The sequence below is a fragment of the Streptomyces sp. NBC_00038 genome (assembly GCF_026343635.1).
GTDB lineage: Bacteria > Actinomycetota > Actinomycetes > Streptomycetales > Streptomycetaceae > Streptomyces.
The window spans coordinates 1,560,830-1,580,357 of the sequence record NZ_JAPELQ010000001.1 but is presented as its reverse complement, the minus strand read 5'-3'; the positions used below and the strand labels follow the sequence as shown (position 1 = coordinate 1,580,357).

Genomic DNA, 19,528 nt, shown 5'->3' with positions numbered 1-19,528 from the left:
GACCGGGGTCCGGGATCTTCCCGGAGGGCCGGTCGTGGCTACGACTCCTTGTAGACGCGAGGCGCGGTCGTGGACGGCGGCAGGTCGCCGTTGAAGCGGGTGTCCACGAAGTCGGCGAAGTCGACCTTGTTCGGGATGAGCTTCAGGCCGGTGAAGGTGTCCGCGATCTGCTGCTCGGAGTCGATGAGCGGCTGGTCGACGGCCACCGGGACTCGGGAGGCGTTGGTGCGCTTCACCGACGCCAGCGCCACCTCGTACGGCAGTCCGGTGTCCTTCGCCCAGACCTCGGCCCACTCCTGAGGATGGTCGTAGACCCAGTCCTGGGCGCGCCGCAGCCGGTCCAGGTAGTCCTTGACGGCCGCGGCCTTCTCCTTGTCCGCGAGTGCGGTGGGCGCCGCCACCTGGAAGTTGAGTCCGTTGACCGCACCGTCCCCGTCCGCCAGGATCCTGCCCTGTCCGCCCTGGAGCACCTGCGAGGTGTACGGGTCCCACACCGCCCAGGCGTCGACCTTGCCGCTGGTGAACGCGGCCAGCGCGTCGGCGGGCTGGAGGTACTTCACCTGGACGTCGCTCAGCTCCAGCCCGGCCTCCTTGAGCGAGGCGATCAGCTGGTAGTGCGCCGACGACCCCTGAGCCACGGCGATCGACTTGCCCTTGAGCTCCTCCGGCTTCTTCAGCGACGAGTCCTCCGGCACGAGGATGGCCTCGCCCTTGGACGTGCCGTGCCAGGCCGCCACCACGGAGATCTTCGAGTTCGCGCCCGCCGCGAAGACCGGCGGGGTGTTGCCGACCCCACCGATGTCGACGGCCTTGGCGTTGACGGCCTCAAGGAGTGGCGGGCCGGACGTGAACGTCGACCACTTGATCTTGTAGGTGAGGTTGTCGAGCTCTCCGGCGGCACGCAGCACCGCCTCCGAACCACCCTTCTGGTCACCGACGTTGAGCGTGACGTCGCCCTTGCCGTCGGTCCCGGAGCCGGTGTCGGCCGCCGAGTTGCCGCCGCAGGCGGAGAGGAGCAGGGCCATGGGGAGGAGCAGAGCGGCGGGGGCGAGGCGTCGTCGCATGGCGAATCCGTTCAGGTGAGGGTTTGGTGCAAGCGAGAGGCGAGCGGGGTGGTTCAGGCGGCGGTGCCGACGCCGAGACGTTCGAGGAGGCCGGCGCGCAGCTCGGCGAAGCGGGGGTCGGCGATGTCGCGCGGGCGGTCCAGGTCGACCCGTGTCTCGTACGCGATGACGCCGTCGTCCATCACGAGGACACGGTCGGCGAGCAGCACCGCCTCCTCGACGTCGTGCGTGACCAGCAGGACGGCGCAGCCGCGGCGCTGCCACAGTTCACCGACCAGGCGCTGCGCCTTGATCCGGGTGAGGGCGTCGAGCGCGCCGAACGGCTCGTCGAGCAGCAGCAGATCGGGTTCGCGGACCAACGCGCGGGCCAGTGAGGCGCGTTGGGCCTCGCCGCCGGACAGGGTCTTCGGCCAGGCGTCCGAGCGGTGGGTGAGGCCGACCTCGGTCAACGCCTGTTCGGCGACGGCTTGTTCGGGCTTGCCGGGCAGCCCGAGCAGGACGTTGCGCCACACCTTCTTCCATGGCATGAGCCGCGGTGCCTGGAACGCGACGGCCTTGCGGCGCGGGACGAGGACGGTTCCCTCGATGTCGCGGTCGAGTCCCGCCAGGATCCGCAGCAGGGTGGACTTGCCGCAGCCGCTGCGCCCGAGCAGGGCCACGAACTCGCCCGGCCTGATGTCGAGTTGGAGGTTGTCGATGACGGCGCGGCCGTCGAAGGCGCGGTTGAGGCCCTGCACTCGTACGGCTGAGGGCGTGGCCTTCTGGGCGCTCATCGGCCCGTGAACGTCGGTCGCCATTGCAGCAGCAGCCTTTCGAGGGTGCGGACGATGAAGTCGGCGAGCAGGCCGAGGAAGGCGTAGACGATCAGGCAGACCACGATCACGTCGGTCCGCAGGAAGTCGCGCGCCTGGACCATCAGGAAGCCGATCCCGGCGTCCGCGTTGATCTGCTCGGCGAAGACGAGGGCCAGCCAGGCGATACCCAGCGAGTAGCGGAGCCCCGTCATCGCGCCGGGCAGTGCGCCCGGCAGTACGACATGGCGGACCAGGCCCCAGCGGGACAGCCCGAGGGACTCTCCGGCCTCGATCAGCTGGGAGTCGACGCCGCGGATACCGGCCTACACGTTCAGATAGAGCGGGAAGGACACGCCGAGCGTGATGATCGCGACCTTCGGGGCCTCGCCGATGCCGAACCAGATGATGAACAGCGGGATCAGCCCGACGAACGGCACGGTCCGCAGCATCTGGACGCTCGCGTCCACCAGATCCTCGCCGATCCGGAACAGCCCGGACACCAGGGCGAGCCCCGTACCGACGACGGTTCCGAGCAGGAGCCCGACGGCGACGCGTTGCAGCGATACGCCCATCGCATTGGGCAGCGAACCGTCGGCGATCAGATCTCTCCCGACCCGGGCGATGGTGCCCGGCGAGGCGAGGACTTCGGGGGCCAACACGCCTGTGGCGCTGAGGAGTTGCCACAGGACGAGCAGCAGGACGGGGCCGGAGGTGCGGCGCAGCCAGCGCGGCACGCGGGAGCGGCGGGTGGAGGTGGGGACCAGGGGAACGAGCTCTGGCGGATCCGGATCATCCTTGGATATGGACGAAATATCCGGCTCGGAGGAGCTGGGCGGGGCATGGCTGATGCTCATGAGTGCTCCACAGGGGGGCGGGGAGAGAGCGACCGGAGAGGGGTGTGCCTCGGCGCCGCTACGTCAGTTCGGACGTGCGGGCAGGGCGGAGCTCAGGCGGGAGGGAAGGCGGGTGAAAGGGCGTCAGCAGCCGCGGCGACACGCGGCGGAGGCCACCCGCAGCAGGTCGATGTGACCGCGCGTGGTGAGCATGACTGAACGCAACATGCGCCTGAAAGTAGCCAGCTCGTTCGCGTACGGTCAATGGTGTCTCGCGGGATGGACCCCTCGTATCACAGGGTGGTCGGCCGACCGGATGCGGAACCCGGCGCGTGGGCGAGGATTGGGGCATGCCCGATGCCTTCACCACCCGAGTCCTGAACGTCGTCACCGGTTCCTCGGAGACGGTCGTCGACCTCACCCGCGACTGCGAGGCCTTCCTCAGGGAGGCGGCAGCGGGCCGCGACGGCCTTCTGAATGTCTTCGTGCCCCATGCGACCGCCGGCATCGCGATCATCGAAACCGGCGCGGGCAGCGACGACGACCTCCTCACCGCCCTGCACTCCCTGCTCCCCGCGGACGACCGCTGGCAGCACCGCCACGGCAGCCCCGGCCACGGCCGCGACCACGTACTCCCCGCCATCGTCCCGCCCCACGCGACGCTGCCGGTGCTGGGCGGGAGGCTGGAGCTGGGGACGTGGCAGTCGGTGTGTCTGGTGGATCCGAACCGGGACAATCCGAGCCGGCAGGTGCGGTTGAGCTTCCTGGGGTGAGCTGGACCGCCCTCACTGCCCCTTCCAGGTGAAACCCTCGCCCCGCCGGGCCCGATACGCCTGACGGTGGCGTGGGATCGGCATCGTGTCGGGTGTCGTCCGTACCGGCCCCCAGGAGGAAACGCATGCTTGGTACCGAGTTCCGTACCGGATCGCCCAACTGGATCGACCTCGGCAGCCCCGACACGACCCGTGCCGCCACCTTCTACGGCAACGTCTTCGGCTGGGAATTCGTCTCGGCCGGGCCCGACGCCGGAGGGTACGGGTTCTTCCAGAAGGACGGTAGGACCGTCGGCGCGCTCGGGCCCCTGACCGAGGAGGGTTCCCAGTCGGCCTGGACGACGTACTTCAAGACCGACGACATCCACGCGACCGAGGGCAAGGTCGTAGCGGCCGGTGGCTCGGTGCGCGCCCAGCCCATGGACGTCATGGGCGAAGGCTGGCTGGCCCAGTTCACCGACTCCCAGGGCGCGAAGTTCGCCGTATGGCAGCCCGGGAAGACCAAGGGCCTGGAGAAGGCGTCCGAGGACAACACCCTGGTGTGGGTCGAGCTGCACGTCCAGGACCCGGTCCGCGCCATCGCCTTCTACAACAGCCTGTTCGGCTGGCGGTCCGAGGAGATGCAGGCACCGGGAATGACCTACCGCGTGCTCAGCATCGAGGAGGGCGACCAGCAGGACGGTTCCTTCGGCGGCGTGGCACCGCTCCAGGAGGGGCAGCAGGAGGCCCGCTGGGTGCCGTACTTCGCCTCCGCCGATGCCGATGACATCGTCACGGCGGTGGAGGGCGACGGCGGATCGGTGCTCATGCCGGCCGCCGACGTGCCCGACGTCGGCCGGATCGCGTGGCTGGCCGACCCCTACGGCGCGGTGTTCGCCGTACTGAAGCCGAACCCGCGTCAGAGCTAGGAGGAGCGCCCGATCGTCGGGTCGCTGAGCTGGTCGGCAGAGCCACTTCGGGAGCAGTGGCCGACGACGGTGCTCCCGCGGCTGTCTGGGATGCTGGCGCGGTGTCGACCACACCACGGATACCCGAGCCAGTCACCCCGGACGCACCGACGGTCCTTGCGCGGCCATTGCTCACCCAGCAGTGGCTGGATCTGGCCTTCGTCCACTGGGCGGTCGACCCCGGCGACATCGCCGGGCTGCTGCCGGACGGAACCGTCCCGGACACGCTCGGCGGGGTGAGCTATGTGGGTCTGGTCGCTTTCCGGATGCATCGGGTGGGCTGGCTGCGTTCGCCGGGGGTGCCGTATTTGGGGACGTTCCCGGAGACGAACGTGCGCCTGTACTCGGTGGACGCGCATGGACGGCGCGGCGTGGTCTTCCGGTCGATGGACGCCTCCCGGCTCGTGCCCGTGCTGATGGGGCGGGCCGGCTTCCGGCTGCCGTACGTATGGTCCCGGATGAGCGTCCGTACCGATGACGACGTCGTCACCTACACCAGCTCACGGCGCTGGCCCGGGCCACGCGGCGCGTACAGCCGCATCGTCCTGCGCAAGGGCGAACGCGTGGTGGAACCAACCCAGTTGGAGCACTTCCTGACGGCGCGATGGGGTATGCACAACGTCTTCCTCGGCGACACCGGGTACCTTCCGAACCAGCATCCGCGCTGGCCGCTGCACCGCGCGAAGCTGATCACGTGCGAGGAGAACCTCGTAGCGGCCGCCGGAGTGCCGGCGCCGCTGGGCGAGCCGGTCAGCGTGCTGTACTCGCCGGGTGTGCCGGTTCGGCTCGGGCGGCCCGCCCGGCCGGGCGGCATCCCGACGCCTTGAGCCTCGGCAGACCGTTGATCGGCGAGCACGTCGAAGAGGGCCGGCGAAGGGTTCTGACCTGCTATTTCTGTATGGGTGGGACCGCAGTCCGCTCATGCGGTGGAGCCGGTTCCGCAGGAGGCGGGCGATGCTCTGCGTGCCTTGGCCGTGCGGGGTGCGCCCGGGGCGGTGGAGTGGGCTCGGACTTGGCTGGCGGCGGGCCGAACAGGCCTGTGAGGACGTCGAGTTGGGTGTCGATCCCGGCAAGAGTGGCGAGAGCGTTCTGCGCGGCTGGAGCGGTCGGCCGGACCGGAGGCGGCGGTGTCGGCTCCGGGATGCCTGGCGGTGCCGGGCGGCGGCCGATGATTCGGCGCACGGCGAGCGAGTGGGCCGCGACCTCGGTGCGCCGCCGCCCCACGGCCGGGTCGTCGGCGAGAGCGTCCGGCGCGGAAGCGACGGCGGCGGCAAGGTCGCCGACGGATCCGGCGCAGTGCCGCAGGGCCGCCACGGCACGCAGCGCGCCGAGGCTCCGGCGCAACCGTGTCGACAGCGCGCGGGGGAGGGGCAACGCAGCCAGCAGACGCAGCGGCGCGGTGGCGACGCCCAGTTGTTCCACGCCGTGGGCGAAGCGGGCCCCTGCCGTGCGGACGGCGCGGTCGTCGCGCCAGTCGGCCTCCAGCAGTTCGCCCAGGTTGGCCAGCGCGGCGGCGGTGCGGGCCCGCACCGCCAGCGAGGTGCGGATGGGCAGCACCAGCCAGGACGCTGCGACGCCCAGGACCGCACCGACCGCGATCCCTGCCAGCCTGGTGTGCAGCAGACCACCCGGGCTCTGCCCGAACCAGTCGTAGAGCAGCGACAGCACGGCCGTGACGCAGCCTGCCCAGTACGCGTAGCTCAGCTCCCGCAGCCAGGTGGCCACGGCCAGCACCGCGAAGATCAGAACCACCACCGCGTCCGACCGCGGTCCGAATGATCCGGCGACGGCGCCGGCCGCCACCGTGCCGGCCGAGGCGCCGACCGTCCGCCACGCACCCTTCACCAGCACGTCCCCGCGGCTGCGCGCCCCGCTGCAGACCAGGAACGCGGTGAGGACCACCCAGGACCAGTGGTCCGGCCACAGATTCCGGCCGACGACGAACGCCGCGGCCAGCGCCACCGCCATCTGCAACGCCATCCGGGTACTGGCGGGCACCCCGCTCCGCGTTCGCGCGGTCGCCCCGACCACCCCGGCGGTCGGCGGCCTGCGGACCAGACCGACGCGCTGTGCCGCCCACGTCAGCAGCGTCCCCCAGGCGACCGCGACCAGGGCCGTCGCTGCCGCCCACCACGCGCGCTCGTACCCGCCGCCCACGGGTGCGACCCCGCCGGGCACGACCAGTACGGCGACCAGCGGCAGCACGACGAGCGTGCCCGCTCGGGTGGCGCGCGGCCCGAACCGCCGTACCCAGATCGCCCCCGTGACCCCGAGGACGAACACCGCATCACCCACATCGGGGTGGCGCTGGATCAGCGTGCTCAGCTCCGTCCCGCCGAACGCCGCGCACGGCAGCACGGCGCATGCCAGCAGCCGGTCGGTCGGGTCGAAGACGCGCTGCACCCGGCCGAGCGCCGAGGCGATCACGACGGCCTGCACGACGCTGTCCACGTGTAGTCCGGCTGTGTGCTCGACGAGCAGCGCCCAGCCGTACGTGCCGAGCACGGTGGCCATGGTCACAGCCGTCGCGCGCAGGTGCTCCCACCTCGGGTCGAAGTGCAGTGCCCGTCGCAACGACACCGATAAGGTAAGCAGCACGTAGAATCACCACCGGTTCGGGTCGGGCGAGAAAGTCTCCAGGCGGGCTTGCCCTCGGATATTTAGTAAGTGATACCTTAATGATGTGACGTCGCAACCACCAGAGCGTGAGGGTCGTGGGCAGCATGAGGAAGGGCGCCCGGATGCCCGGGCGTCCGCCGAGATCCGGCAGGGCGTCGTCCGGCTCGCTCGCAGGCTGAGCGCGGAGCGCCCCGCGGACGGGCTCAGCCTCAACAAGAGCAGCGTCCTCGGCCATCTGAGCCGGCGCGGGCCCATGTCGGCCGGTGCCCTTGCCGCCGCCGACCATCAGCAGCCGCAGTCCCTGACGCGGGTCTTCGCCGAACTCCAGAGCGACGGTCTGATCAACCGGACCCGTGACGGACACGACGGACGGCAGCGAGTGCTGGAGTTGACGCAGACGGGCCGCCAGGCGCTCGCCCTCGACATGGCGCAACGCGACGCCTGGCTCGACGTGGCGCTGGCCGACCTCACCGAGACCGAGCGCGAGGTCCTGCTGCTCGCCGCCCGTCTGATGAACCGCCTCGCCGATTCCCCGGCCGCGCTGCCCGAGAGCACGACCTGACCCGCTGACGGAGGCTGCCGTGCCCTGGTCCGAACACGCCATTTGGTGGCACGTCCACCCACTGAGCTTCCTCGGCGCGGAACGCACCGCACTGCCCGCGGACGAACCGCCGCGCCACCGGCTCCCGGCCCTCGCCGACTGGCTGGACCACCTGGTCGCCCTGGGCTGCAACGGGCTCGCCCTCGGCCCGGTCTTCGCCGCCGAGACACACGGCTACGACACGGTCGACCACTTCCGCATCGACTCCCGTCTGGGTACCGAGGACGACCTGACCGAACTGGTCGAGCGCGCCGCGTCCCGCGGGGTGCGCGTCCTGCTGGACGGCGTCTTCAACCACGTGGGCCGCTCCTTCGGCCCCTTCGCCGACGTGGCGCGGCATGGCGCGACGTCTCCGTACGCCGACTGGTTCGTCCCCGAGGACGACGACTTCCGCACCTTCGAGGGACATCACCACCTGGTCGCCCTCAATCACGACTCGCCCGCCGTCGCCGACCATGTCGCAGCGGTTCTGGATCACTGGCTCGACCGCGGTGTCTTCGGCTGGCGCCTCGATGCCGCGTACGCCGTCCCCCGGCCCTTCTGGCGCGCCGTCACCGACCGGGCCCGGGCCCGCCATCCCGAAGCCTGGTTCAGCGGCGAGGTGATCCACGGCGACTATGCCGCGTACGTCACCGAGGGCGGCCTGGACTCCGTCACGCAGTACGAACTGTGGAAGGCGATCTGGAGTTCGCTGAACGATGCCAACCCGCACGAACTTGCCTGGGCGCTGCAGCGCCACAACGGGCTGCTGGGCAGCTTCGCCCCGCAGACGTTCGTCGGCAACCACGACGTCACCCGTATCGCCAGCCGGTTGTGCGAGCCCCGGCACCTGGCGCACGCGCTCACGCTGCTCTTCACCCTCGGCGGGATACCGTCCGTCTACGCCGGTGACGAACGTGGCCTGCAGGGCGTCAAGGAGGAGCGCGAGGGGGGTGACGACGCCGTCCGTCCCGCCTTTCCCGCCAACCCGGCGAGCCTCGGTGACGAGGGGCTGGCAGTGCAACGGCTGCATCAGACCCTGGTGGGCATCCGTCGGCGGCACCCCTGGCTCGTGCGCGCGCAGACCCGCGTCCACAGCCTCGGCAGTGCCGTGCTCAGCTACACCCTCGCCGACCAGGACAGTGGTGCCGCCGTCGCCGTCGCGCTCAACTACGGTTCGGCTCCCGCCGTGGCAGGCGTCCCGGCCGCCCCTTGGACGCGGGCCGCGGGTGACGCCGTCATCGATCCGGCCACCGGTTCGGTGTCCCTCCCACCCCTCGGCTGGTTCGTTGCCACGGCTGCGGAAACGGGTCCTGATCTTTGACCGCCTACTACGGCGATATCCGGTCACCGGTCGCTTGAATTCTATTCACTATGCGGTCCGCTGATTTTTATGCGGTCGTCGATCGGTAATTCACGAGGAATTAACTAACGGCCACTCGGGAGACAATACTGGTGTTCCGGGAAGGTCTCTCACGCCGCGTCGGATCCAAGAGCGCGGGCCCAGGCGTGACGCCACAGCGTGAGATGGTGACCGTGCTGGCCACAGGCGCGGACGTAGGCGACGAGGAGTTCCTCCGACGGCATGCGAACGCCTGCCAGGACATCGGCGACGGTGCTGCGGGGAAGCGGTCCCGTACCGAGATCGCGGGCTCGCTTCTGCATTTCCCGCAGGGACGGCTGACCGGCGGCCAGCCGCACCCGGTGCATCGCCTCCAAGAGGTGGGCGGGCTGGTAGACGAGTTCGAGCCGACGGCCCGGACGGGCCATGGGCGGCGTCTCCCGTCCGCCGCCCGCGGCGCCGGCCTGCTGTGCAGCGCGCTCCCAGCGCAGTCGTGCCTCGCGGCGCGTCGCGCCGCAGACCTGGGCGTACGCCTCCACGACGTGCTGGCGGGGCAGGAAGGTGCCGCGGTCGGCGCGGGACAGGGTCACCGCCGAACAACCGGGTCCGGTGAACCGGACGCTCTCGCTCAGCTCCGACATCTGTCGGTATGTCAGTCCTGACCGGCGGCGCAGTGAGCGCAGCCATTGAGCCAGTTCGTAGTACCGCGCGGACTGCGGGACCGGCGTTCTACTGCGTCCCACCACTGCCTCCCCGGTTTTCGAGACGCGATCGGATCGGATCGAATGAGGGCCGGAATGAGCTGGCGCGGAACAACGCTATGGAGCGATTTGATGAACGGTCAAGGAGGCTTTACCCAGCTTTACCTGTCGAGCCCCTTTCTTGACCCGTCGTGAGATGACTGTTTCATTCTGTCCGAGAAGTGGAGTGATGAGTTCTGTGGATCAACAAGGCGTTTTCCCAGCGGCGTCCGTAAACGTCCGAGCCGATGTCCGGTGCTCCGTGCACGAGCCGCCTTGCGGTCGCATTCCGCGCTCTGTTGGCATGGATTGCGTCGGCCGGAAAGGCCGGTCACACCCACCTCTCACAACCTCTGCGGAGGAACACGATGACGACTGCATCCAACGCCACCCTCGACGAGATCATCGATCTGATCAAGGAAGTCAAGCCGGGGATAGCCGACCAGGAAATCCAGCCGGACCAGTCCGTGGTCGAGGAACTGGGTCTCGACTCGCTCGACCTCCTCCAGCTCTCCCGCCGGATCAACCGGAACTTCGGTGCCGACTTCGACCTCGACACCTGGAACGCCGACGCCGAACAGCACCACCGCAGCGTCGCCTCGATCGCGGCCGCGGTGGCCGCCGGCAGCCGTGCCTGAGTCTGCCGCGGCCCCCCGGGTCGCGCTCGTGACCGGCGGTTCGCGCGGCATAGGCGCTGCCATCGCGCACCGGCTCGCCGCCGACGGCCTCACCGTGCACCTGGTGTGCCGCAGCGCGCAGGACGCCGGACGCCGTGTGGTGAAGGAGATCGAGGCCGCCGGCGGCCACGCGGCACTGCACCGCGCGGACGTCGGCGACGAGGCCGAGGTCGAGGCCCTGGTGGACGGGGTGACCAAGCAGGAAGGCGCGCTGCATGTCCTGGTGAACAACGCCGCGGTGATCGACGATCAGCTCCTCGCCGTGACTCGTACCGACCGCTGGGAGAAAGTCCTGCGGAGCAATCTCACCGGCCCCTTCCTGACCAGCCGGGCCGTACTGCCCGTGATGCTCGACCAGGGATGGGGACGCATCATCAACATCTCCTCCAACTCGGCGCGCACGCCCGGCCCCGGCCAGAGCGCCTACGCCGCGTCCAAGGGCGGCATCGAGTCGCTCACCCGCGCCCTGGCCGTCGAGGTCGGACGCAAGGGCATCCGGGTCAACTGCGTGGCGCCCGGCAAGGTCCGCACCGAGATGACCGCGGCCGTCGCCGACCGGCTCGGCGCGGACGGCGACGGGACCCGCTGGGGGTTGCCGGAGGACATCAGCGGCCTCGTCGCCTTCCTCGCACGCGACGAGGCGGACTACATCCAGGGCCAGACGTTCACCGTGGACGGCGGCCGAATGGTGATGCGCAGCGGCTCCCGGCGGTCCCGGTGAGCCGGGCGGCGGAAGGAGGGGCGGCCGTGGGGGCCGTGAAGTACTGGGAAGACCTGGCCCAGGCACCCGTCCGCCGGTTCGGTCCCGTGGTGTTCACGAGCGCGCTCCTTGACCAACTCCTCGACCTGATGGGGGAGAAGCACCCGGTGCACGACAGCGACGACTTCGCCCACGGCACCGATCGCAGGCAGCGCATCGTGCCCGGCGGATTCATCCACTCGATCACCTCCGGCTGGGTGGTCCAGCACGGTTCGCCGGCTGCCATCGTCGGCATGCGGAGGCAGAGCTGGGACTTCGTCCGGCCGCTGTACCCCGACACGCCGTTCTGGTTCACCACCCGCACGGACCGGGCGGCGGAGATCGACGACCGGCTCGGCCTGGTCGAGACCACCCGCCGGGTGTTCGACGAGAACGACCGTACATACGCCATCGGACGCATGAGCGTCGTGCTGCTGCGGCACGCCGCACGAGCGACCGCCACAACGGGAAGGGCTCAGTGATGGACAGTCAGTACCAGCCGCTCAAGGGCCGGGTGGCCCTGGTGACCGGCGGTTCGCGCGGCATCGGCGCCGGCATCACCCGCAAACTCGCGGCATGGGGAGCGACCCTGGCCGTCAACTACGTGGACCGCGAAGGCCCCGCGAAGGAACTCGCGGCGGAACTCGGCGAACAGGGCACGGAAGTGACCCTGCACCGTGCGGACCTGAGCGACCCGGCGCAGATCGAGAATCTGATGGCGGAGATCGGCGAGATCCATCAGGACCTGCACATCCTCGTCCAGAACGCCGCCGCGACCAAGTTCACCAGCCTCGCGGACGCCTCCCTCGGTGACTGGCAGTTCGTGCAGGACACCAACTCCCGTGCCACCTGGCTGCTGGCCAAACACGCGATACCGCTGATGCGCGACCGTGCAGGCGCCCGCCTCATCACCATCACCAACTCCACCACCACGCGCATCATCCCGCGCGCCGGCCTCTTCGCGGCGGCCAAGGCGGGGCTGGAGTCGTTGACCGACTACCTCTCCTACGAACTGGCGCCGTACGGCATCGTCGCCAACTGCGTACGCCCCGGCCTCGTACAGACAGGCGTGTTCAAGGTCCGCCCCGACTTCGCCCACGGCGTCGCCAAGGAACTGGCCGTCTCTCCGTGGCCGGGCGACCGCATGACCACATCGGAGAACAGCGCCGACGTGGTCGCCCTGCTCTGCCTGGAGGAGGCTTCCTGGATAGCCGGGCAGACCATCACCGTCGACGGCGGCTACCGCCTGTGGGGCGGCATCGGCAGCGGAGGCCGCCGTGCCGAGTGAACGCGACGGAGCGCGGCCGGACGTCGTCGTCACCGGCATCGGCGTGATTTCCCCGGCGGGCCTCGGCGCGGCCCGGCTGTGGGAGGCCATGGCCGCGGGCAAGACGTTCTTCGGCACCGGCGACCACGACGGACCGGCTCCCGCCCTGCCGTGGCCGTCCGCCGCCGTCGACACCTCCGAGATCACCTGGCCCGTCGGCCGCTCGTGGGCCAACAGCGGCAAGTACGCCAACCAGTCGGCCCGTTGGGCGGTGGCCGTAGCCCGGCAGGCCCTGGAGCAGGCCGGGATCACCGGCGAGACGGAGGACGTGCGCGGTGGCACGGTCATGGCGGTCGGCAGCAGTGGCGACGAACTGAGCGACGTCATCCCGAAGTTGGCATCGCGCTTCCGGCACGACTCCAGGCCACTGGCCAAGTTCCTCCACGACGAGGTGCCCGACTACTCCTACATCCGCGGCATCCCCTCCCAGCTCGGCCAGTTCGTGTCCATGGCGAGCGGATTCCGCGGCTCGAACGTCGCGGTCTACGGCGAGGCGGCGGCCGGTGGCACGGGCGCCCTCGCCCTTGCCGCACGGTTGCTGGAGAGCCACGAACTCGACCGGGTGCTCGTGGTGGGTGTCGGCGCGCCCCTGTCGGTGACCGCGATGGCCGCCTTCGACCAGGACGAGCCGTTCGGCACCCGTGCCACGGCCGGTGCCGGGCCGTTCGACGCCGACCGGGCCGGGACACTGGTCGGCCAGGGGGCTGCCGCCGTGCTGCTGGAGCGGGCCGACGCCGCGCGCGGACCGGCCCGCGCCCGGTTCCTCGGCTGCGAGGTGCTGGCCGCAGCCGACCTCGCGACGGCCGCGGGGCTTGCCGTCGACGCGGTTCTCGCAGGGGCGGGTACCGCCCCGAGCCTGTGGTGGGCGCACGGCGCGGGCTCGGCCCGGCTGGACGGCGTCGAGGCCATGGCGGTGCTGCCGCGCGTCGGCCGTCTGCCCGTCACCGGTTCCAAGGGCACCATCGGCAACGCCTTCGAGTGCTCGGCGCTCATCGACACCGCGCTGGCCGTGGAGAGCCTTGCCCGCGGCGAGTTGCCCCCGGTGGGCCTGCTGCGCCGTCCCGACCCCGAACTCGGCGGCCTCGACCCGGTGATGGGCGAGTCCCGCTCCGTCGGCCCGGCGGCGACAGCTCTGGTCACGGCGTTCAACCAGGGACGCGGCGCGTCAGCGGCGGGAGCCCTCGTCGTCGCCGCGACCGAATCGGCGAACAGTGGGGAGTCACGAGGATGAGCGACGACATCGTCATCACCGGCATGGGGGTGGTCACTCCCATCGGGGGTGACGTCGAGACCTTCTGGTCGGCCAATCTCGAAGGCCGCTCCGGGGTGGTCCTCGAGGAGCGGATGGACACCGCCGGACTGCCCTGCGGCTGGACGGCCGGGCTGATCCCGGACGACGTCAAGGAGAAGGTCGCGGCCGGCTACGGAGCACCCGACCGGTCCTGGGGCGACACCCTCATGCACGCCGCCGTCGACCAGGCCCTGGAGGACGCCCGATTCGCCGCGCTGCCACCCGCCGCCGGGCCCGCCGCCCTGGTCTACGCCCGGGTGTGGCCGGGCCCCTCCGGGTCGTTCCCGCAGGACTACGTCACGCACTTCCAGGACCTCGCCGAACGCTACGACACCGTGGGCAGCGCGCCCGCCGCCGTCCTGCGGCATGCGCAACGCAAGCGTCTTCCGCTGGAGACGCACGACCTGTCGGCCTACCCGGGGGAGATCGCCGAGCGCCTCGGCGCGGCCGTCGTCCCCGTCCGCCTGGAGGCCACCTGCTCCGGAGGACTGCGCGCCATCGCCGAGGCCGCCCGGCTGCTGCGGTCGGGACGCGCGCAGTACGCCGTGGTCTCGGCCGCGGTCTCCCGCAACACCCCGTACGTCCTGTCCCAGTACGGTCAGCTCATGGCTCTCTCGCGCTGGAAGGGCGATCCGGCCCGGGCGTCCATGCCCTTCGACAAGCGCCGCACGGGCATGGTGATCAACGAGTCCGCGGGCGCGCTGGTCCTGGAGACCGCCGAGCACGCCGCCCGCCGCGGTATGGCGCAGACGCACGCCGTCATCGGCGGATGGGGTCTGGCCGTGGACACCAGTCACATGACCGCTCCCCGGGTGGAGATGATCGAACGTGTCATGCGCACCGCCCTCGACGAGGCGGGCGCGGAACCCGACGACGTCGACGCGGTCAACGCCCACGGCACGTCCACCCGCCTCAACGACGTCACTGAGGCCCGCGCCCTGCACCAGGTCTTCGGCGAGCGGACGGCGGACCTCGACGTCAGCGCCGTGAAATCCCTGACCGGGCACGGTTCGGCCGCGTCCGGTGTCGTGGAGACCGTGGTGGCGGCCCTCACGATGTGCCGCGGGGTCGTCCCACCGGTGACGACCTGCACCGAGCCCGATCCCGCGTGCGCCGTACGGACCTCCCTCACTCCGGTGGAGCGGCCGGTCAGGACCGTGCTGAAGAACTCCTTCGGCTTCGGCGGCCAGTACGCGTCGATTCTCTTCCGCCGTCCCGACGCGCCGCGGTCGGCACCTCAGTCGGTGTGAGCGCCGTGGACCGGCTGGATTACCTGGAGTACGAGGAGATCGAGCCCGACGGACCGCACCGTGGCACCGTCGTGTGGCTGCACGGCATCGGCCAGGTACCCGGTGACCTGGCGGCCGTGGCCGGCCGGCTCCGCCTCGGAGAGGCAGGCGTGCGCGGGGTGTTCCCGCGCGCGCCCGTCGCTGCCCCGAGCCTGCTGACCGGCCTGCCGGTGCCGTGCTGGTTCCCGCAGAGCATCCTCGCGCTCGAACGGATCGACGCCGAGGGCCTCATGGCCGTGCACCGTCCACTCGCGGCCCTCCTGGCGGCGGAGACCGGGCGGATCGGCGCCGGGCGGACCGTGGTCGCCGGTTTCTCCCAGGGCGCGACGGTCGCCCTGACGCTGGCCCTGCGGTATCCAGAACGGCTGGCGGGAGCGGCCCTGTACGCGGCGTACCTGCCGCCCGACCTGGCCGCGCTGCTTCCCGGCGGCCGGCCGTCGCCCGCGAACGCCCGACTGCCGGTGTGGATGGGGCACGGGGCACGGGACTGGATCGTCCCTGAGCGGAGCGGGGCCGGGCTGCGAGACCTCCTCACCACGTGGGGCCACCCGGTGACGTGGCAGCGCTACCCGGGCGGACACGAGCCCTTCGCCGGGGTCCGGGCGTCGCTGCCGGAGTACCTCAGCGAGGTGCTGAGGATCCCCGTACCGAAGACTCCCGGGCCTGCGACCCGGGCTCGTTGAGGGTCGGCCGTGGAATGTCCCGCCCTGCTCGACAGCCCGGAACCGACACCGCCTTTGCCGGTTCCGGGGCCAGGCTTCGTGCACGTCCAGCGTACCCCGCCGACCTGCCCGTCGGCGGACAGGGCGCTCGCGTCGGCGGCACGAGTGCGCGGTGGGATACGCCGATGCGGCAAGCCCTTGCTGCCCGGCCATGGGGCCGGCGGGCTCCCGTTCGAGCCTGAGTCACCGCAGCGACCGTGCTCCGCCGCCGACCCGGTCCGCCGCCGTGGCGCTCTGCCGCGCCGTCGGCCCGGGCCGGGGATACACCGCGGCCGTCGCCGTACCGCCGTACCGCCGTACCGAGAAAGGACTGGAAGGTTGTCCGTACCGACTTCACCGGCGGCGCCACCGGCGCATGCTCGCCCGCCCGCTGCCGCACAGTTCGGCACCGGGCTGCTCTTCCCCGGTCAGGGAGCCCAGCGGCCCGGCATGGGTGAGCCCTGGCGCGACACCCCGCACTGGCAGGTGGTCGAGCGGCTCTCCGAGGTCTGCCGACGCGACCTCGGACGGCTCCTGCTCCATGCCGACGCCGAGCGGCTGACCCGTACCGACAACGCACAGATCGCCACCTTCGCCATGGAGATGATGGTGCTCGACGCACTGCGTGCGGCCGTGGGCACGTTCCGGCCGGTGGTCTGCGCGGGACACAGTCTCGGTGAGTACGCCGCGCTGACCGCCGCCGGGGTGCTCACCCCGGAGGACGCCGGGCGGCTGGTCGCCGAGCGCGGCGCGGCGATGGCGGAGACGACCCGGCTGGTGCCGGGCACGATGACGGTCCTCATCGGCCCGGACGTCGCACGGACCGCGCAACGCCTCGCCGCCCGGTTGCGCGCCGTGGCCCGGGCGAAGGTCTGGGTGGCCAACATCAACGGCCCCGACCAGGTCGTGGTCTCCGGTACCGCCGAGGCCGTCGCGGCGCTGGCGGCCGAGGCCACCGGCGTCGGTGCGCGGGCGGTCCGCATCCCGGTCGGCGGCGCCTTCCACTCCCCACTGATGGCGGCGGCCAGGCCGCGTTTCGCCGCCGCCGTCGGAAGCATCACCCTGCATCCCGCCCAGTGCTCGGTGATAGCCAACGTCGATGCCCGCGCCTATCGCGATGAGAAGGAACGCTGGCGCGACCTGATGCTGCGTCAACTCGTCATGCCGGTCCGCTGGTCCGGCTCCATGCGGACCCTCGTCGCCGTGACCCGCGGACCGCTCCGCCTCGTCGAGCTGGGACCCGGCACCACGCTGAGCGGCCTTGCCCGCCGCCTCCTGCCCCCGGACATCCCGGTCCGCTCCGTCGCCACCCCCGCCCAGTTGAACGCCCTCGTTGCCGAGTGGTGGCCGTGACATCACCCGGCCCGGATCGGAAGTGGTTGCTTCACCGGGTCAGGGTGCCGACTGGATGTCCCCGCTGGTGGAGGAGGCGACGGGGTCGCGGTGTGCGAAATCGCCCGGGGGGATTCCCGGGTGGTGTCCGAGCCGGGCCGGGGACACCGCGACCGACGAACCCAGGGTGAGCCGGGAGACGATGCGGTAGCGGTCGCCGCGGTAGATGGAGTGCACGTACTCGACGGGCAGGCCCGTGGTGTCCGAGGTGAGCCGCTCGAAGAGCAGCGCAGGGGACAGCTCGGGCACGTCGAGGAGCTCGGCCTCCGCCTGTGTGACCACGGTCGGCTCGATCGTCTGCACCGCCTCGTGGACGTGCACCCCGTGCTGCTCCCGCAGATGTTCGTACAGATCGCCCTCTTCCAGTTCCTGGGCCGACAGTTCGGGGACGAGGTCGGCCCTGATGTGCAGATGCTCGATGGCCATCGGAGCGCCGTCGACCAGGCGCAGCCGTGCCACGTACACGATGTCGGCGCCCGGGGACATGCGCAGCTTGCGGCCCACGCGCGCGCCCGCCTGGATGGTCGTGAACTCCAGCAGCCGGCTCGACCAGGCGCCCGAGGCCTGAGGGACCGTCAGTCTCTGCTGGCCCGAGACGAGTTCCTGGGTGATCTTCTCGGGCGCCACGAACATGCCGCGGCCGTGCTCCCGTACCAGAAGGCCCGCCGCGACGAGCTCGTCGACGGCCGCGCGCAGCGTCGGGCGGGACACTCCCAGGCGGGCGCACAGCGAGCGTTCGGAGGGAATCGCGTCCCCCGGCCGATGCGACTCGATGAGTTCGAGGATGAAGTCGCGGACCCGCTCCCGCTTGAGCACCGCCCCTGGTGCGTCGGCGTTCATGGTGTGCCCTCTCTTGTGCGGATTCCCTTGACCAGTTGACCTATTGCCCGACCCTGTCGGGCGGTCTACTGGTCAAGAGGAGTGTAGTCGCTCTCGTGTGTGGGGCCAGCGCATCTCGACAGGTAGGCAGGTCAACGGCCTTTGATGCAGCAGGGGTTGACGGCCTCATTGGTCTATGCCACCTTCAACGACCATCAAGAGGTAAGCTGTCCAGTGGGCTTCACTGGTCAGGTGGTTTGGTCATGTCTCCTCCGAGGTGAACCGTGAAGCTCCGCTTGCTTGCCGGCATGTCCGTGCTCCTGATGACCGCCGGGCTGAGTGCCTGTAGCAGCTCCTCCGACACGTCCGACGGCGCCTCCGCCGGCGGGAAGACGACGATCGACGTCTGGCTGATGCGCGACAGCGTCTCCGCCCAGTTCCAGAACGAGTTCGTCAAGGGCTTCGAGACCGCTCACCCCGACATCCGGGTCAAGGTGCAGATCCAGGAGTGGGACGGCATCGGTGAGAAGGTCACCGCGGCGCTCGCCAGCAACGACGCGCCCGATGTCATCGAGACGGGGAACACCCAGGTGGCCCAGTTCGCGCAGAGCGGGGGGCTGCTCGACCTCAGCGACAAGGTCGACGAACTCGGGGGCCAGAACTGGCTCACGGGCCTCGCCGAGCCGGGCGCCTACGAGGGCAAGCAGTACGGCATCCCGTACTACGCCGCGAACCGCGTCGTCGTCTACCGCACCGACCTCTTCAAGGAGGCGGGCGTCGACGCCGCGACCGTCAAGACCCGCGACCAGTGGCTGGCCGCGACGCGCAAGCTCAACACCGGCGGCACGCAGGGCATTTACCTGCCCGGTCAGATGTGGTTCGCGCTTGCCGGCTTCGTCTGGGACGAGGGCGGCGACCTCGCCACCGAGTCCGGCGGCGAGTGGAAGGGCACGCTGGACACCCCCGAGGCGATCCGCGGCATGAACTTCTACAAGCAGCTCCAGACGCTCGGCAAGGGGCCCAGGGACTCCGACGAGGCCGAACCCCCGCAGGCCGAGGTCATGGCCAAGGGGCAGGTCGCCCAGATCATCTCGACGCCCGGCGGCGCCAACACCGTCATCGAGAACAACCCCGAACTCAAGGGCAAGCTCGCCTTCTTCCCGATCCCCGGCAAGACCGCCGAGAAGCCGGGCGCGGTCTTCACCGGCGGCTCCGACCTGGTCATCCCCACGGTCTCCGGCAAGCACGACGCCGCATACACCTTCATCAAGGAACTCACCGGCGACACCTGGCAGAAGAAGCTCGCCGTCGCCATGAGCTACGTCCCGAACAAGACGACGCTCGCCGACGCCGTCGCCGGGGATCCCGGCGCGTCCGCCATGGCGGTCGGCGCCGCCGTCGGCCGTGCCACGCCCAACACGCCGGGATGGGCCGCCGTCGAGGCCAAGAACCCCATCAAGGACTACATGACCGCCGTGCTCACCGGAAGCAACGCCCAGCAGGAGGCGACCACGGCCTCGGATGCCATCACCACGGCCATGAACTCCGGCTCCTGACCACCGCCGGTACGTCCCCCGCAGGCCTGGAACCCCAACGCACCG

General features: G+C 70.8%; 20 protein-coding genes and 1 pseudogene. 14 read left to right on the top strand and 7 right to left on the bottom strand.

Annotation, left to right across the window (positions count from 1 at the left end; translation table 11 throughout):
- Nucleotides 1-38: 38 nt before the first annotated feature.
- From OG219_RS07335 to OG219_RS48245, 4 genes and pseudogenes are all read right to left on the bottom strand, one after another.
- The gene (locus OG219_RS07335; protein ID WP_266824090.1) at nt 39-1,064 is read right to left on the bottom strand and encodes an ABC transporter substrate-binding protein; all 1,026 of its coding nucleotides are present in this window, start codon (nt 1,062-1,064) and stop codon (nt 39-41) included.
- Between the two features lie 53 nt (nt 1,065-1,117).
- Nucleotides 1,118-1,861: an ABC transporter ATP-binding protein gene (locus tag OG219_RS07330; protein ID WP_266824089.1), complete on the bottom strand. Its 744-nt coding sequence runs from the start codon at nt 1,859-1,861 to the stop codon at nt 1,118-1,120.
- Nucleotides 1,834-2,712 (bottom strand): annotated as a pseudogene (locus OG219_RS07325) (ABC transporter permease). Before OG219_RS07325 ends, OG219_RS07330 begins: the two are co-directional and overlap by 28 nt.
- 123 nt (nt 2,713-2,835) lie before the next feature.
- Nucleotides 2,836-2,919 carry a putative leader peptide gene (locus tag OG219_RS48245; protein ID WP_353962413.1) on the bottom strand — a complete coding sequence of 28 codons (84 nt, stop codon included), beginning with the start codon at nt 2,917-2,919 and terminating at the stop codon, nt 2,836-2,838.
- 122 nt (nt 2,920-3,041) lie between these two features.
- Here OG219_RS48245 and OG219_RS07320 point away from each other — a divergent pair, with 122 nt between their 5' ends.
- The 3 genes from OG219_RS07320 to OG219_RS07310 all read left to right on the top strand — a co-directional run bounded on the left by OG219_RS07320 (nt 3,042) and on the right by OG219_RS07310 (nt 5,238).
- On the top strand, nt 3,042-3,464 hold the full coding sequence (locus tag OG219_RS07320) for a secondary thiamine-phosphate synthase enzyme YjbQ (RefSeq protein ID WP_266824088.1): 423 nt from the start codon (nt 3,042-3,044) through the stop codon (nt 3,462-3,464).
- 125 nt (nt 3,465-3,589) lie between these two features.
- A complete protein-coding gene (locus OG219_RS07315) occupies nt 3,590-4,372 on the top strand; it encodes a VOC family protein (protein ID WP_266824086.1) in 783 nt (260 codons plus the stop codon).
- 101 nt (nt 4,373-4,473) lie between these two features.
- Nucleotides 4,474-5,238 carry a YqjF family protein gene (locus OG219_RS07310; RefSeq protein ID WP_266824084.1) on the top strand — a complete coding sequence of 255 codons (765 nt, stop codon included), beginning with the start codon at nt 4,474-4,476 and terminating at the stop codon, nt 5,236-5,238.
- A gap of 61 nt (nt 5,239-5,299) precedes the next feature.
- Here the strand turns inward: OG219_RS07310 and OG219_RS07305 are convergent, their stop codons facing one another.
- Nucleotides 5,300-6,991, bottom strand: coding sequence for an FUSC family protein (locus OG219_RS07305; RefSeq protein WP_266824082.1), 1,692 nt, complete (start codon nt 6,989-6,991; stop codon nt 5,300-5,302).
- A gap of 103 nt (nt 6,992-7,094) precedes the next feature.
- On the opposite strand from OG219_RS07305, the gene OG219_RS07300 reads away from it, so the two are divergent.
- Complete coding sequence (locus OG219_RS07300) at nt 7,095-7,592, top strand: MarR family winged helix-turn-helix transcriptional regulator (RefSeq protein ID WP_266824080.1); 498 nt, start codon at nt 7,095-7,097, stop codon at nt 7,590-7,592.
- 19 nt (nt 7,593-7,611) lie between these two features.
- Complete coding sequence (locus tag OG219_RS07295; RefSeq protein ID WP_266824078.1) at nt 7,612-8,934, top strand: alpha-amylase family glycosyl hydrolase; 1,323 nt, start codon at nt 7,612-7,614, stop codon at nt 8,932-8,934.
- A 149-nt stretch (nt 8,935-9,083) separates the two neighbouring features.
- Here the strand turns inward: OG219_RS07295 and OG219_RS07290 are convergent, their stop codons facing one another.
- Entirely contained in the window at nt 9,084-9,695 is a 612-nt protein-coding gene (locus tag OG219_RS07290; RefSeq protein WP_266824076.1) for a helix-turn-helix transcriptional regulator, read from the bottom strand.
- Nucleotides 9,696-10,060: 365 nt separating this feature from the next.
- Between OG219_RS07290 and OG219_RS07285 the strand changes: the two genes are divergently transcribed.
- From OG219_RS07285 to OG219_RS07250, 8 genes are all read left to right on the top strand, one after another.
- Nucleotides 10,061-10,330: a phosphopantetheine-binding protein gene (locus OG219_RS07285; RefSeq protein ID WP_266824074.1), complete on the top strand. Its 270-nt coding sequence runs from the start codon at nt 10,061-10,063 to the stop codon at nt 10,328-10,330.
- Complete coding sequence (locus OG219_RS07280; RefSeq protein ID WP_266824072.1) at nt 10,323-11,090, top strand: SDR family NAD(P)-dependent oxidoreductase; 768 nt, start codon at nt 10,323-10,325, stop codon at nt 11,088-11,090. Before OG219_RS07285 ends, OG219_RS07280 begins: the two co-directional genes overlap by 8 nt.
- Nucleotides 11,091-11,116: 26 nt before the next feature.
- Nucleotides 11,117-11,590, top strand: coding sequence for a MaoC family dehydratase (locus OG219_RS07275; protein WP_266824070.1), 474 nt, complete (start codon nt 11,117-11,119; stop codon nt 11,588-11,590).
- The gene (locus OG219_RS07270) at nt 11,590-12,396 is read left to right on the top strand and encodes an SDR family NAD(P)-dependent oxidoreductase (RefSeq protein ID WP_266824068.1); all 807 of its coding nucleotides are present in this window, start codon (nt 11,590-11,592) and stop codon (nt 12,394-12,396) included. The genes OG219_RS07275 and OG219_RS07270 overlap by 1 nt, the downstream gene beginning before the upstream one ends.
- Nucleotides 12,386-13,666 (top strand): beta-ketoacyl synthase N-terminal-like domain-containing protein, encoded by a 1,281-nt coding sequence (locus OG219_RS07265; protein ID WP_266824066.1) that lies wholly within the window; start codon nt 12,386-12,388, stop codon nt 13,664-13,666. Before OG219_RS07270 ends, OG219_RS07265 begins: the two co-directional genes overlap by 11 nt.
- Nucleotides 13,663-14,976 carry a beta-ketoacyl-[acyl-carrier-protein] synthase family protein gene (locus tag OG219_RS07260; RefSeq protein ID WP_266824064.1) on the top strand — a complete coding sequence of 438 codons (1,314 nt, stop codon included), beginning with the start codon at nt 13,663-13,665 and terminating at the stop codon, nt 14,974-14,976. Before OG219_RS07265 ends, OG219_RS07260 begins: the two co-directional genes overlap by 4 nt.
- A 5-nt stretch (nt 14,977-14,981) precedes the next feature.
- Nucleotides 14,982-15,698 (top strand): alpha/beta hydrolase, encoded by a 717-nt coding sequence (locus tag OG219_RS07255; RefSeq protein WP_266824062.1) that lies wholly within the window; start codon nt 14,982-14,984, stop codon nt 15,696-15,698.
- Nucleotides 15,699-16,055: 357 nt separating this feature from the next.
- Nucleotides 16,056-17,069, top strand: a complete 1,014-nt coding sequence (locus OG219_RS07250) for an ACP S-malonyltransferase (RefSeq protein WP_266824050.1) — start codon at nt 16,056-16,058, stop codon at nt 17,067-17,069.
- A 39-nt stretch (nt 17,070-17,108) separates the two neighbouring features.
- On the opposite strand, the gene OG219_RS07245 is transcribed toward OG219_RS07250, so the two are convergent.
- Complete coding sequence (locus OG219_RS07245; protein WP_266824048.1) at nt 17,109-17,948, bottom strand: GntR family transcriptional regulator; 840 nt, start codon at nt 17,946-17,948, stop codon at nt 17,109-17,111.
- Nucleotides 17,949-18,211: 263 nt separating this feature from the next.
- On the opposite strand from OG219_RS07245, the gene OG219_RS07240 reads away from it, so the two are divergent.
- Complete coding sequence (locus tag OG219_RS07240; protein WP_266824046.1) at nt 18,212-19,483, top strand: extracellular solute-binding protein; 1,272 nt, start codon at nt 18,212-18,214, stop codon at nt 19,481-19,483.
- The last annotated feature ends 45 nt before the right edge of the window (nt 19,484-19,528 follow it).